General features: G+C 73.4%; 11 protein-coding genes, 4 pseudogenes and 1 riboswitch. Of the genes and pseudogenes, 8 read left to right on the top strand and 7 right to left on the bottom strand.

Features of this window, described 5'->3' with window-relative positions:
• Positions 1-184: 184 nt before the first annotated feature.
• A complete protein-coding gene (locus tag JN350_RS10415; RefSeq protein ID WP_205462152.1) occupies positions 185-1,165 on the top strand; it encodes an MFS transporter in 981 nt (326 codons plus the stop codon).
• Positions 1,166-1,424: 259 nt separating this feature from the next.
• On the opposite strand, the gene JN350_RS10410 is transcribed toward JN350_RS10415, so the two are convergent.
• Positions 1,425-2,333: an NUDIX domain-containing protein gene (locus tag JN350_RS10410; protein ID WP_205462151.1), complete on the bottom strand. Its 909-nt coding sequence runs from the start codon at positions 2,331-2,333 to the stop codon at positions 1,425-1,427.
• Positions 2,334-2,430: 97 nt separating this feature from the next.
• Positions 2,431-2,526, top strand: a riboswitch (TPP riboswitch).
• On the opposite strand from JN350_RS10410, the pseudogene thiM reads away from it, so the two are divergent.
• From thiM to JN350_RS19405, 4 genes and pseudogenes are all read left to right on the top strand, one after another.
• Positions 2,520-3,385: pseudogene (gene thiM, locus JN350_RS10405) on the top strand (hydroxyethylthiazole kinase). It overlaps the preceding riboswitch by 7 nt.
• A complete protein-coding gene (thiE, locus tag JN350_RS10400) occupies positions 3,382-4,131 on the top strand; it encodes a thiamine phosphate synthase (protein ID WP_205462150.1) in 750 nt (249 codons plus the stop codon). The pseudogene thiM and the gene thiE overlap by 4 nt, the downstream one beginning before the upstream one ends.
• Positions 4,029-4,904: pseudogene (thiD, locus tag JN350_RS19410) on the top strand (bifunctional hydroxymethylpyrimidine kinase/phosphomethylpyrimidine kinase); the annotation flags it as partial. The gene thiE and the pseudogene thiD, both read left to right, overlap by 103 nt.
• Before the next feature lie 59 nt (positions 4,905-4,963).
• Positions 4,964-5,716, top strand: coding sequence for a thiaminase II/PqqC family protein (locus tag JN350_RS19405; protein WP_461964406.1), 753 nt, complete (start codon positions 4,964-4,966; stop codon positions 5,714-5,716).
• 89 nt (positions 5,717-5,805) lie between these two features.
• Here the strand turns inward: JN350_RS19405 and JN350_RS10390 are convergent, their stop codons facing one another.
• From JN350_RS10390 to JN350_RS10375, 4 genes are all read right to left on the bottom strand, one after another.
• Positions 5,806-6,315: a metallophosphoesterase family protein gene (locus JN350_RS10390; RefSeq protein WP_205462148.1), complete on the bottom strand. Its 510-nt coding sequence runs from the start codon at positions 6,313-6,315 to the stop codon at positions 5,806-5,808.
• Positions 6,312-6,782, bottom strand: coding sequence for a MarR family winged helix-turn-helix transcriptional regulator (locus tag JN350_RS10385; RefSeq protein ID WP_205462147.1), 471 nt, complete (start codon positions 6,780-6,782; stop codon positions 6,312-6,314). The genes JN350_RS10390 and JN350_RS10385 overlap by 4 nt, the downstream gene beginning before the upstream one ends.
• 82 nt (positions 6,783-6,864) lie before the next feature.
• Positions 6,865-7,326 (bottom strand): VOC family protein, encoded by a 462-nt coding sequence (locus JN350_RS10380; protein WP_205462146.1) that lies wholly within the window; start codon positions 7,324-7,326, stop codon positions 6,865-6,867.
• Positions 7,327-7,348: 22 nt separating this feature from the next.
• Complete coding sequence (locus tag JN350_RS10375; RefSeq protein ID WP_461964404.1) at positions 7,349-7,720, bottom strand: GNAT family N-acetyltransferase; 372 nt, start codon at positions 7,718-7,720, stop codon at positions 7,349-7,351.
• On the opposite strand from JN350_RS10375, the gene JN350_RS10370 reads away from it, so the two are divergent.
• The gene (locus tag JN350_RS10370) at positions 7,719-8,354 is read left to right on the top strand and encodes an NADPH-dependent F420 reductase (RefSeq protein ID WP_205462144.1); all 636 of its coding nucleotides are present in this window, start codon (positions 7,719-7,721) and stop codon (positions 8,352-8,354) included. The genes JN350_RS10375 and JN350_RS10370 overlap by 2 nt on opposite strands.
• Positions 8,355-8,473: 119 nt before the next feature.
• On the opposite strand, the pseudogene JN350_RS10365 reads toward JN350_RS10370, so the two are convergent.
• A pseudogene (locus JN350_RS10365) lies at positions 8,474-9,441 on the bottom strand (aldo/keto reductase).
• A gap of 155 nt (positions 9,442-9,596) precedes the next feature.
• Here JN350_RS10365 and JN350_RS10360 point away from each other — a divergent pair.
• Positions 9,597-10,712: a hypothetical protein gene (locus tag JN350_RS10360; protein WP_205462143.1), complete on the top strand. Its 1,116-nt coding sequence runs from the start codon at positions 9,597-9,599 to the stop codon at positions 10,710-10,712.
• A 48-nt stretch (positions 10,713-10,760) separates the two neighbouring features.
• Here JN350_RS10360 and JN350_RS10355 read toward each other — a convergent pair.
• Positions 10,761-11,617: pseudogene (locus JN350_RS10355) on the bottom strand (LysR substrate-binding domain-containing protein).
• Between the two features lie 128 nt (positions 11,618-11,745).
• Between JN350_RS10355 and JN350_RS10350 the strand changes: the two are divergent.
• Positions 11,746-13,110: an MFS transporter gene (locus JN350_RS10350; RefSeq protein WP_240347263.1), complete on the top strand. Its 1,365-nt coding sequence runs from the start codon at positions 11,746-11,748 to the stop codon at positions 13,108-13,110.
• Positions 13,111-13,269: the final 159 nt, after the last annotated feature.

Below are 13,269 nucleotides of genomic sequence, written 5' to 3'. Positions count from 1 at the left end.
GGGGCGCGGTGTTCGTCTGCTCGTGGGGCGGCAACCAGTTCTCGCCCCTGCTGCTCATGTACGAGGGCCGCGAGCACTACTCGTCGGTCGTCGTCAACGTCTTCCTGGGCGTCTACGTGCTCGGCCTCGCGCCGGCGCTGCTCGTCGCCGGGTCGCTGTCCGACCGGCACGGCCGCAGGCCCTCATGCTCGCCGCCATCGTGTCCGCCGTCGTCGGCAGCGGACTGCTCGCGCTCGGACCGCTCGGCCCCGGGTTCCTGGCGGCCGGGCGGCTGTTCTCCGGCATCACCATCGGCATCGCGATGGCCGTCGGCAACAGCTGGGTGAAGGAGCTGTCGCAGGGACGCTTCGACCCCACCGCCGACGCCGGGTCCGGTGCCCGCCGGGCTTCGCTGGCGTTCACGCTCGGCTCGGCCTCGGGGGCGCTGGTGGCCGGGCTCATCGCACAGTGGGGACCGATCCCCGAGGTGCTGCCCTTCTTGGTCCACATCATCGTCGCCCTTCCCTTCGCCGTCGTCGTCTGGCGCACCCCCGAGACCAACCGCTCCGGCGGGGTCCCCGGTCCGTGGTGGCGCCAGCTGCGGGTGCCGAGCGCCGGGCACCGACGGTTCACCCGCGTGGTGCTCGTCACCGCCCCGTGGATCTTCGGCTCGGCGGCTATCGGGTACGGCTACCTGCCGACCCGGCTCACCGGGGCCACCGGCGCGTGGGGCCTGCTGTTCGCCACCGCCGCGACCGTCGTCGCACTCGGGGTGTCCAGTGCGGTCCAACCGCTCGCGCGGCGCGTGCACTCGCTGACTTCGGCCCGCGGACTCACGACGGCCCTGGCGTGCATGACCGCCGGCATCGCCGTGGTCGTCGTCGCGATCGAACTGCAGTCCGTCGTGGTCGGACTCGTCGCGAACGTCGTCATCGGCGTCGGGATCGGGCTCGCACTGGTGTCGTCGCTGCTCGAGGTGCAGCGGATCGCCGGGTCCCGCGACCTGGCCGGACTGACCGGGGTGTTCTACGCGGCGGCGTACGCGGGGTTCCTGGCGCCTGCCGTGATCGCGGGCATCGCGAACGTCGTGGCGCTGCCGGTCGTCCTCTGGGTGATCGTCGGACTCGGTGTCGTGTCGTGGTGCGCGGTGCTCGTGTCGTCGCGGCGGTACCTGCCGACGGCGTAGGGGCGCGGCGCGGCCACGCCGGCGTGCTGGGGCGCGGGGGCGCGGCGTGCGGGGGCACGGGGGCGCGTGCGGGCACCGCACCGTGCGCGGTGCGTCAGTCCGTGCGACACCGGCCGCTCGGTGCGAGGTTGATGCGGCGCACGGAGCGATCAAGCCAGCACCGAACGAACGACCTCGCACCGTGCGCCGGACGCCGACGCCGGACGCCATGCACCGTGCGCCGTGCGACCTCGCACCGTGCGCCGACGGCGTACCGCCGCTAGAACTGGTCGCGCAGCCAGGACGGCCCGTGCACCACGGCACCGAGCGCCTCGACGCGCGCACGGAGCTCGCGATCGGCCGTGACGACCACAACGGGACCGTCGCCGGCCTCCACCGCGGCACGAGCGGCGTCCACGACGGCGTCGTCCCCCGAACCCGGCGCTGCGACGACGTCGAGTGCACGGGGCACGTCGGCGCCGTCCGACGACCCGGAGGCCGCCCGGGCCTCGCCCTCGAGCACCACCGTCCACCGCGGCCACCACCGGGCGAACGGCAGCGCCAGCACGTCGGCGGTCACCCCGGACACGGCGAGCGCCGTCACCGACGACAGCAAGCGTGCAGCGGCTCCCGCCCGGTCCTTCCACCATCCGTCGGGCACGCTGCCGACGACGTTCGCCGCGTCGACGACGACGTGCGGGGTGGTGGTGATCGACGCGCGGAGCGCCGGCCACGACGCCCCGAACCCGGGGTGCAGCGGCAGGTCCTCGACCTCGTCGACGGGGATCCAGGACAGGGCGAGGCTCTCGCGGTCCGCGATCACCGGTTCGAACGGCCGAGCGGCACGCCCCACCACGGTCGTGTAGGTCCAGAACCCCAGGTCGAGCAGTGCCGTGTGGCGCAGGTCGACGCCGTCGTGCGGCACGCCGGCTTCCTCGGCGGACTCGCGGAGTGCTCCGGTGACGGCGTCCTCGCCCTGGTGGCGTGCGCCGCCGGGGATGCCCCACGTGCCGCCGTGGTGACTCCACTCGACGCGGTGCTGCAGGAGCACGCGTCCGGCGCCGTCGTCGACGAGCAGCCCCGCGGCGCCGAAGAGTCCCCAGGCCTTGGTGCCATCAGGACCGACCGCCCAGGCATCGCCGGGGTCGCGGGGGCCTGGTGGCGGTCCGGGAGGCGTGGAGTCTGGCACACACCAACCCTGTCACACGGTGCAGGGCATGTGACCGGAGACGACGGGGCCGGAGACGACGAGCCGTGGCACGGCGCAGCTGCTCGTGTACGGTGTCGATCGAGACACGGGGTGCCGCAACCAGCGGCTGAGATCACACCCGTCGAACCTGCTCGAGCTCGTACTCGCGAAGGGATCGTCCATGGAATCCGCTGCGCCCTCCCTGCCTGGGCCCACCGAACCGCCGAACTGCTCGAGGCCGTCCGGGCCCGGAGCCCGTTGGTGCAGTGCATCACGAACACCGTGGTGCAGAACGTCACCGCGAACGTGCTGCTCGCCCTCGGGGCCTCGCCCGCGATGGTCGACGTGGCGACCGAGGCGGGACCGTTCGCCCGGGTCGCCGACGCCCTGCTGGTGAACACCGGTACCCCGCACGCCGAACCCCGGGTCGCGTCGCTCGAGGCCGCACACGCCGCCCGCGACGCCGGGACCCCTGGGTGCTCGACCCCGTCGCGGTCGGCTCCCTGCCGGTGCGCACCGCCCTGGCCCGCGACCTGCTCGCGCTGCACCCGACGGTGCTGCGCGGCAACGCCTCCGAGGTCCTCGCCCTGCTCGGCACGTCGGCCGGCGGCCGCGGTGTCGACAGCACCGTGGGTACCGAAGACGCCCGTGCGGCTGCGGTCGACGCCGTGTCCGGTCAGGCGGCCGGGAGGCTCGTGGCCGCGGTGGCCGTGTCGGGTCCCGTCGACCTGCTGGTCGCGCCGGACACCGGTGTGGTCCGGGTCGCGAACGGCACCGAGCTGTTGACGCGGATCACCGGGGGCGGGTGCGCCCTCGGCGCGGTCGTCGCCGCGTTCACGTCGGTCGCGCCCGACGACGCCGGTGCGGCCGCCGTCGCGGCGACCGCGGTGCACACGATCGCCGCGGAGCTCGCCGCCCGCGAGGCCGGCGGCCCTGGCACCTTCCAGCCGCTGTTCCTCGACCGGTTGGCGTCGCTCACCCCCGAGGACGTCGTCCGCGAGGCCCGGATCACGGTCGAGGCCGAGCCCGCGTCCCTGGTGGTGCCGGCATGAGCGGGCTGCCGGGGAACTCCGGCGTGTACCTGGTCACCGACGGCACCCTGGCCGACCGGCACGGTGTCGGTGTGCTCGGAGTGGTCCGCGCCGCGGTGCACGCCGGGGTCCGGATCGTGCAGGTGCGCGACAAGGACGCCTCGGCACGGGACCTCCTGGCACTGACTGCTGCCGTCGCCGATGCCGTGGGCGACCGCGCGAGCGTGGTGGTCGACGACCGGCTCGACGTCGCCCTCGCCGCTCGGCACGCGGGACACCGGGTCGCCGGGGTGCACCTCGGCCAGTCGGACGTGCCGGTGACCGCTGCTCGTGCCCTGCTCGGGCCGAACGCACACGTCGGGTTGACCGCGAACACCCCGGAGCACCTGGCCGTCGTCGCCCGGCTGCCCCGCGGCACCGTGGACCTGCTCGGCGTCGGGGTCGTGCACCCCACCACCACGAAGGCCGACCACCCGCCGGCGCTCGGGCACGACGGGTTCGCCCGGCTCGCGGCGGCGACGGACCTGCCGTGCGTGGCGATCGGCGGGGTGACCCTCGACGACGTCGCGCCGCTCCGGGCGGCGGGTGCAGCCGGGGTCGCGATCGTGTCGGGCATCTGCGCCGCAGCCGATCCCGGGTCCGCAGCGGCCGCGTACGTGGCCGCGTGGGGACCTGGACCCGGCCACGGGGCGGAGCCGGGGCGGCTCGCGGCGGGCGATCCGTTCCTCCCGTCGGGGGCTTCGTCGCACCACGGGGCGGAGTCGTGAGCGTCCCGCGCGTCCTGGCCATCGCCGGGACCGATCCGACGGGCGGCGCCGGGCTGCAGGCCGACCTCAAGGCGATCGCGGCGCACGACGGGTACGGCATGGGCGTGATCACCGCCCTCGTCGCGCAGAACACGCACGGGGTGCGCTCGGTGCACGTGCCGGACGTCGCGTTCCTGCGGGAGCAGCTCGACGCGGTGTCGGACGACGTGACGATCGACGCCGTGAAGATCGGGATGCTCGGCACGGCACCGGTCGTCCGCGTCGTGACGGACTGGTTGCGGGAGCACCGGCCGCCCGTGGTCGTGGTGGACCCGGTGATGGTGGCGACGAGTGGTGACCGGTTGCTCGACGAGGACGCAGCCGCGGCGATGGGGGCGCTGTTCGGGCTGGCCGACCTGGTGACGCCGAACCGGGCCGAGTTGCAGGTGTTGGCGGAGCTGGCGGGGGCTCCGGCGCCGGCGTCGCTGTCGTCGCTGGACGCTGCGCGGCTCGTGGCGTCGACGTGGGACGTGCTCGTGCTGGCGAAGGGCGGGCACGACGAGGGGCCGACCTCCGACGACGTGCTCGTGTCGCCGTCGGGGTCCGCTCGGGGGTTCACCGCTCCCCGCGTCGGAACGGCCAACACGCACGGCACCGGGTGCTCCCTGTCGAGTGCGATCGCGACGCTCGCCGCTCGGCACGGGGACTGGGAACTCGCGGTCGGGGTGGCGAAGCCCTGGCTGACGGCGGCCCTGCGCGGAGCCGACGCCCTGGAGGTCGGGTCCGGCAACGGGCCGATCGACCACGGCGCCGTGGTCCGAGCGTTGCTGCCCGTGGTCCCCTTCGCCGACGTGTGGTGGTCCGACGTCAGCGCCGTGCTGCAGGCCACGATCGAGTGCGGGTTCCTGGTCGGGCTGCGCGACGGGTCGCTCGACGCGGACGTGTTCGCCGGGTACCTCGCGCAGGACGTGCACTACCTGCGGGCCTACGAGCAGCACCTGGCCGCGTTGGCGTCGAGCGCTGCCGGCGCTGGTACTGGCGCTGCGGCTGCCGGCGCTGCGGCTGCCGGCGCTGCGGCTGCCGGCGCTGCGGCTGCCGGCGCTGCGGCTGCCGGCGCTGGTCGCGGTCCTGCGGCTGCGGCCTTCTGGACGGCGGCGTCCGAGGGTGCGCCGCCGAGGCCCGCGACCTGCACCACCGACGCCTCGCCGGCACCCACGCCGACGACCCCGTCCACCCGACCTGTGCCGGGTACCTCGCACACCTGCAGCAGGCGGCGGACTCCGGGTCGGCAGCCGTGCTCGCCGCGGCGGTGCTCCCCTGCTTCCGGGTCTACGCCTGGGTGGGGGCGCAGCTCGGCTCGGCGCCGGACGGGCACGCGTTCGCGGACTGGATCACGGCCTACGGTGACCCGGGGTTCGCGGCGTCGAGTGCCGAGGCGACCCGGCTGGTCGAGGAGATGGCGGCATCAGCGACGCCGGCCGAGCGGGGCCGGATGGCGCGGGCGTTCCGCCGCTCGACCGAGTGGGAGCTGGCGTTCTTCGAGATGCCGCTGGCCGGGGCTGCCGGCGCCACGGTCGCTGCCGCGGAAGCGACACTTCGGCGCTGACGGCCGCCGACCACCCCGCGAAAGCGACAGACGTCCGCCGATGTTCCGCGGGGATCTGTCGCTTTCGCGAACGGGCCAGGTCGGTGGCCTCAGCGCGGGGGCGGCGGCAGGCGCACGAGCTCGACGGCCAGGTCCGCGCCGGTCACCGTCCCGCGCATCCACGTGAAGTCCGGCTGCCGACGGCGATCGGTCGGCGAGCCGGGGTTGAGCAGCCGCAGCCCGGACGGTGCGACGGTGTCCCACGGGATGTGCGAGTGCCCGAAGACGAGCACGTCGACGTCGGGGTACTCGGCGGCCATGCGGCGTTCCCGGCCCGTCGCGGCACCGGTCTCGTGCACCAGCGCGAACCGCAGGTCCTCGACCGCGAAGTGCGCGACGACCGGCAGGCGGTCGTCGAACTCGGGGCCGTCGTTGTTGCCGCGCACGCCCGCGAACCGGCGGGATCGGGCCTGCACGGAGTCGAGGGTGTCGAGGTCGACCCAGTCCCCCGCGTGCACCACCAGGTCGGCGGCATCGACGTCCGCCCAGAGCGCCGCGGGCAGGTCCTTCGCCCGCTTCGGCAGGTGCGTGTCGGAGAGCAGGACGAACGACGTGGTCACGTCGGGGTGCGTCCGGGCATCGGCAGCCCGGCCTCGTCCGAGGCGCCGAGCCGCTCGAGCAGTCCGGCGAGCAGGGCGATGTCGTCGTCGGACCAGCCGGCGAGCCGTTCCTCCAGCGCGTCGCGGTGCAGCTGCACGGAGCGCTCGAGCGCGGTGCGACCGGCGTCCGTCACCACCAGGGGCTTCGCGTTGCCGGTGCCGCCGTCGGTCGTCTCGATGAGCTTCGTCGCGAGCAGCCCGGACAGCTGCCGCGAGATCGTCGAACGGTTCAGGCGGAGGTACCGGGCGATGTCGATGGCCATGCAGCCGGGGTGCTGCACCACGAAGTCGACGAGGGACTGGTCGACCACGCTCAGCGCCTGGTCGGACCCGCGGGCACGGATGCTCGCGCGTCGGGTGATGCGGGCGAGCTCGGTGTACGCCCGGCCGATCTCGCTGTTCCGGATCCCGGAGCTCGGGTGGTCCATCGTGGCTCCAGCCTGTCGGTGCCGGCGCCGGCCGACGGTCTTCCGTGCCGACACCATACCGGGCGGTACGCGAGGTTCGGGCTCAGTGACCTGCAGCTGCGGCCCGGAGCGCGGGGATGTCGAGCTTCTGCATCGTCATCATCGCCTGGAAGACACGGGCGTTCGCCTCGGGGTCACCCGAACCGGTCATGAGCTCGCCCATCATCGACGGGGTCACCTGCCAGGCGACACCCCAGGGGTCGAACAACCAGCCGCACATGCTCGGCTTCCCGCCGTCGGCGAGCAGGGCGTCCCAGATGCGGTCGAGCTCGTCCTGCGTGTCGACGTCGACCTGGAACGAGACGGCGTCGGTGTGCGGGTGTCCGGGTCCGCCGTTCATCGCCCGGTACGGCTGCCCGAGCAACGTGAACTCGACGACCAGGGTCGCGCCGTCCGGGGTCTTCGCCACGCTGTCGACCGAACTGCCGGGGAACAGGTCGACGTAGTACCGGGCGGCCTGCTCGGCTTGGTCCTCGTACCAGAGGAAGGGGGTGATGGTGGGCATGAGGCGTTCTCCTCGCGTCGGCTCAGTCCGCGGCACTGCGGATGAGCAGGTCTGACTTCTCGGGGTGCTCGTCGAACCACTTGCCGACGAACCAGCACATCGGCACGACCCGCTTCGTCGAGTTCCTCTCGACGTCGGCGACCGCGTACTCGACGAGCTCGGCCGCGTAGCCGTGCCCGCGGTGCTTCGGCACCGTGTACGTGTGCGGGAACGCGATCGCGTCGCCGTTCTCGCGGTAGTCGAGCACGCTCACGAGCTCGCCGCCGACGTACATCGCGTAGCGGTCCTGGTCGGTCTCGTCGCGGAACTCGTGGTCCATGCCGCCATCATGCTCCGCCCGGGGCGCAGGTGCCCCGGGAATGCTCGTGGCCGCCGAGCGTTGGATGGACACCATGACGACGATCGGCATCATCGGCGCAGGCAACATCGGCTCCCAACTCGCACGGCTCGCGGTGCAGCACGGCCACCAGGTCGTGATCGCGAACTCACGCGGCCCCGAGACCCTGACCGACCTGGTGGCCGAACTCGGCGACCAGGCCCGTGCGGCCACCCGCGACGAAGCAGCCGCCGCGGGCGAGGTCGTCGTCGTGACGGTGCCGCTCGCCGCCATCGAGACGATCCCGGCGGACCCGCTCGTCGGCAAGGTCGTCATCGACACGAACAACTACTACTGGGAGCGCGACGGCCACATCCCGGCGCTCGACGACGAGTCGACGACGACGGCCGAGCTGCTGCAGGACCACCTGCCCGGCGCCCGGGTCGTCAAGGCGTTCAACCACATCGGCGCCGCAGACCTGACCGGCCACGCCACCCCGGCCGGCACTCCGGACCGCCGCGCCCTCGTGGTCGCGGGCGACGACGCCGAGGCGAAGCAGGTCACCGCGGACCTCATCGACGAGTTCGGCTTCGACGTCGTCGACGCCGGGCCCCTCGCCGAGGGCTGGCGCATCCAGCGGGACACCCCCGGTTACGGCCCGCGCCTGACCGCCGACCAGCTGCGCGAGGCGCTCTCCGCCGCCACCCGCTGACGCCCACGAGTCTCGGCCCCGCCGCGGCGAGACTCGCGCTGGGCGACAGTCCTCGGGCCGACCGCCGCGAGAACTGTCGCCCACCCCGAGACTCGGGCCTGGCGACCGGCGCCCGCCGCCTACGCCCGGTCGAAGATCACCGTCATGTCGGCGAGGTCGTCCTCGGTCGGCTCCCACGTGGTGCCGGCCTCGACGTTCTGCGTGATCTGCGCCGGCTTCGTCGCGCCCGCGATGACGCTCGACAGCCCCGGCTGCGCGAGCAACCACGCGAACGTCGCCTGCAGCATCGTGACGCCGCGGTGGTCGCAGAACCGCTGGTAGTCGTCGAGGACGTCCCACGGGGCGTCCTCGAGCAGCTGCGGCTTCGACGTCGACAGGCGCCCGTCGGCCGGACCCCGGCCTTCGTGTACTTGCCGGTCAGCAGCCCGTTGTACAGCGGGAAGAACGGCAGGAACCCGAGGGCGTAGGCGCGGACGGCCGGCAGCACCTCGGCCTCGGCGGCACGGGCGAGCGGGCTGTACTCGTTCTGCGCGGACACGAACGCCGTCGTGCCGGCGATCGAGGCGGTCAGCTCGGCCTCGGCGATCTGCCACCCCGCGAAGTTCGAGTGGCCGACGTAGCGGATCTTGCCCTCGCGGACCAGGTCGTCGAGGACCGACAGCGTCTCCTCGATCGGCGTCACGTCGTCGGGACGGTGCATCTGGTACAGGTCGATCCAGTCCGTCCCGAGGCGACGGAGCGACGACTCGACGGCCAACCGGACGTACCGCCGCGACCCGCGCACACCCCAGTCCGGGCCGTTCGCGCCCTGCATGTCCATGCCGAACTTCGTCGCGAGCACGATCTCGTCACGCCGCCCCGCGATCGACCGGCCGAGCATCTCCTCGGACATACCGGGCCGACCGCCGTAGATGTCGGCCGTGTCGAACAGCGTGACCCCGGCGTCGAGTGCCGCTCGCACGACGGCGTCGGTGCCCTCCTGCGACTCGGAGGCGGTCCCCGGCCGCCCGAAGTTGTTGCAGCCGAGGCCGACGGTGGAGACGACGAGCCCCGAGGGACCCAGTGGACGGTGTTCGATTCCGGTCATGCCCCGAACGTACCGGCGACCCCGGAACTGGGGCTGCGACATCCGCGACCGTTGCCGCTAGAACTGACGATGGATCAGTCGACGAAGGGAGCACCGCAGTGGCGTCGCATCGCATGCAGGATTCGGAACGGCCACGCCGTCCCGTCCCGTCCTGGGTGACCGCACCGGTCGTCGAACCGGCCGCGTCCGTCGAGCGGCTCCCGTCCGTCGAACCGGCCGCGTCCGCCGGGCGGGTCGCCTCTGACTCCGCAGCGAGCACCGGCCAGGAGGCCCGCCCCACCCCCGCCACGTCGCGCCCCGCCCACGGTGCGCCGGCTCCCACCACCGTGCTCGGCTCCGCCCCGCAGCCGACGGCCACGCTCGCCCCGACGGCAGCGCCGACGCCGGAGCCGGCGTCGATCGCCACCCTGGTCGACGACGACGTCACCGTCCCCGACTACCCGCCGCAGCAGGACCTCCTGCCGCCGGCCCCGACCTCTCCGACCGTGCACACCGTGCCGTTCGACACCGCCGCCGTGGCCTCCGCACCGGCCCCGGTCTCACCGATCGACGCCGCTCCCCGCACCGCAGCGGCCCCCGCACCGTCGCCCGTGCCCTCCGCCGGACAGCCGCGGTTCTCCGTGCCCGGCCTGGAGCACGTCGTCGTCGAGGGCACCGAGCCCGAACCCGTCGGCCCGATCGGCTTCCGCACGCCGCGCCGCTTCGCCCACCAGCAGGCCGCCGCTGCCGGGGCCTCGGCACCGACCCCGGCGTCCGCCCACGTGCGGTCCTTCGACGCGGTCCTGCAGGCGCCGGCGTCCGCGGCTGCACCCGCGGCCACGAACGCCACCGTGCCCTCGACCGCACCCGTGGCGGAGGCGAGCTCGTCCGTCGGGGCCGAGCCGGGCCTCCCGACCGAACTGCTCGACCAGCCCGTGGCCGCAGCCGCCCAGCCGGAGCCGCGCCGTGCGCTCGGCGCGACCCCGGGAGCGGTCCTGGGCGCCGTGGCGGGCATCGCGACGCTCGGACTCGCGGCGTGGTGGTTCACCGCGCCGGCGACCGTGCACGGTGTCGGCGTCGTGCTCGGACTCCTCGCGCTGGTGGTGTCGCTCGTGACGCTGCGCGACCGTGCGGCGACGTGGCAGCGGCCGGTCGCGCTGCTCGGCGCCGTGCTCGGCGGCGTCGGGACGCTCGTGCTGCTGTGGGCCGTCGCGTCGGCGCTGCTGCCGCTCGCCGGGGTGACGCTGCCCGACCTGACGGGGACCGGGACGACCCCGACCGTCGCACCGTAGGGTCTCGGGACGCCGGCGTCTCCTGGCACCGGCCCTCGGCTGGCCCGGTCAGACCGCGCGGACGACCCCACGCGACAGGATCGCGTTCGTCAGGGCGTCGATCGGCTCGCGCTGCACCGTCGGGTTCGCGATGAGGACGTAGTCGACCGCCGGCAGGTCCGGCAGTCCGAGCCGCTGCGACACCTTCACCAGGTCCGCCGGGATGAGCGAGTGCGGGAACACCGCCACCCCGATCCCCGCCCGCACCGCCGCCAGCACGCCGTTGACGTCGCGGGTGTTGCAGGTGATCCGCCAGGTGCGGCCGGCTGATTCGAGGGCGTCGATCGCCATCTGCCGGCTGATGCTCGGCGCCTGGTACGCGATGAGCGGTACGGGCTCGTCGCGTTCGACCGCGATGCCGTCTTGGGCCATCCACACCATCTGGTCGGTCGCGACCCGGGTCCCCTCGGCGGACTCCCCGCGGTCTGCTTGATGAACACCAGGTCGAGCTGCCCGGCGTGCACCCGGCGCAGGAGCGGCGACGACTGGTTCACCGTCAGCTCGAGGTTCACCTGCGGGTGCAGCCGCCGGAAGTCGCGGAGGATGCGCGGCAACTGCGTGATCGCGAGGTCGTCAGCCGCACCGAACCGGAGGCGTCCACGCGTCGCCGACCCCGAGAAGTAGGCGTCCGCGGTGGCGTGCGCCGCGAGGATCGTCCGGGCGAAGCCGGCCATCGCGTCGCCGTTGTCGGTGAGGGTGACGCCACGGGTGTCGCGGGCGACGAGGGTGCGGGACACGGCGGTCTCGAGACGTCGGACGTGCTGGGAGACGGTGGGCTGGCTGATGCCGAGACGGGCTCCGGCCTGCGTGAAGCTCTGCGTCTCGGCGACGGCCAGGAAGGTCTGCAGCAAGACCGGATCGAGCACGGGCACCTCGTTCGTTCGCGCGGTCGTCCGCGCGGTCGTTCGCGCGGTCGTTCGCGCGGTCATTCGACATCGCAATGGATTGATAGCCACCATAGGGGTGTCGAATGGCGCGCGGCCACGTAGTTTCGTTGGGGTACCAGATCCGCAACGACGTCCGGAGAACCCCTCACCGTGAGTGCGTCATCGACGACCCTCCCCCGCCCACCGAACCACTCCCGATCCAGGCCACCCGCCCGCCCTGGCGGCACACCCTGATCGCCCTGTCCGTGCCGAACTTCCGGCTGTTCACGGCCACCAACCTCGTCGCGATGACCGCCGGGTGGATGCAGCGCATCGCCCAGGACTGGCTCGTCCTGCAGCTGACCGGCTCGGTCGCGCAGGTCGGCATCACCGTCGCCTGCCAGTTCGCGCCGATGCTGCTGTTCGGGCTGCTCGGCGGCGTGCTCGTCGACCGGTTCTCGAAGCGCGCGCTGATGATGATCACGCAGGGCGCCTTCGCGGTGCTGTCCGCGCTGCTCGCCGTGCTGACGCTCGCCGGGGTGGTCGAGGCCTGGCACATATGGGTTATCGCGTTCCTGGTCGGCATGGTCACCGTGATCGACAACCCAGCCCGCCAGGTGTTCGTCACCGAGATCGTCGGACACCAGCACCTCCGCAACGCGATCAGTGTGAACTCGTCGGTGTTCCAGCTGGGCGGCATGATCGGCCCGGCGCTCTCCGGCGCACTGCTCGTCGCCGTCGGGGCCGGCTGGTCCTTCGGTGTGAACGCCATCGCCTGCGTCGCCGTCGTCGTGACGCTCGGGTTCCTGAAGGTCTCGGAGCTGCACCGGACGCCCCCGGCACCCCGCGGCAAGGGGCAGCTGATCGAGGGGCTCCGCTACGCGGTGAACAAACCGACCATCATCGTGCCGGTGATCCTCGTCGCGTTCTTCTCGGTGTTCGCGCTGACGATGCCCGTGCTGCTGTCGGCCTTCGCGTCACAGGTGTACGACGTCGGCGCCGCCGGGTACGGCGTGTTCAACTCGGCCGTGGCGATCGGCGCGCTCGTCGGTGCGCTGCTCTCCACACGTCGGGCGGTCGTGCGGCTCCGGACCATCGTCGGCGGGGTGTTCTTGACCGGGGTGCTGCTCGTGGTCTCCGGGTCCATCCCCGTGATCGCGCCGTTCACCGTGGCGCTCGTCGCCGTCGGGATGTCGCAGCTGCTGTTCCAGACCGCGTCGAACTCGCTCGTGCAGCTGTCGTCGAACGTGGCGATCCGCGGCCGGGTGATGTCGCTCTACGTGCTCGTGCTGCTCGGTGGCCAGGCGATCGGCGGGCCGCTCATGGGCCAGGTCGTCGACCACTTCGGGGCGCACGTCGGGATGATGGTCGCCGGTGGGGTGCCGGCCGCGGCCGCCGCCGTGATCGCGCTCGTGCTCGCCCGCCGCGGAGGCCTGCACCTCGCCGTGCGCATGCGCCACCACGTGCCGCTGCCGGCCATCGTCGCCCACTGAGCGGGGCGGTGGACGCGCCCACCCCGCGGACGGGAGGACCGTGGCGGCATCGCCACGGGCCTCCCGTCCGCCACGCGCCAAGGCGTTGCGCACCGTTGCGGGCTTTGCGCCCCGACACACAGGGGCGCAATGCCCGCAACCGGGCGCGGACGCGGTCCG

The organism is Curtobacterium sp. 24E2 (genome assembly GCF_016925595.1).
GTDB lineage: Bacteria > Actinomycetota > Actinomycetes > Actinomycetales > Microbacteriaceae > Curtobacterium.
The sequence above is the reverse complement of the archived record's forward strand: the minus strand, read 5'-3'. Positions and strand labels throughout refer to the sequence as shown.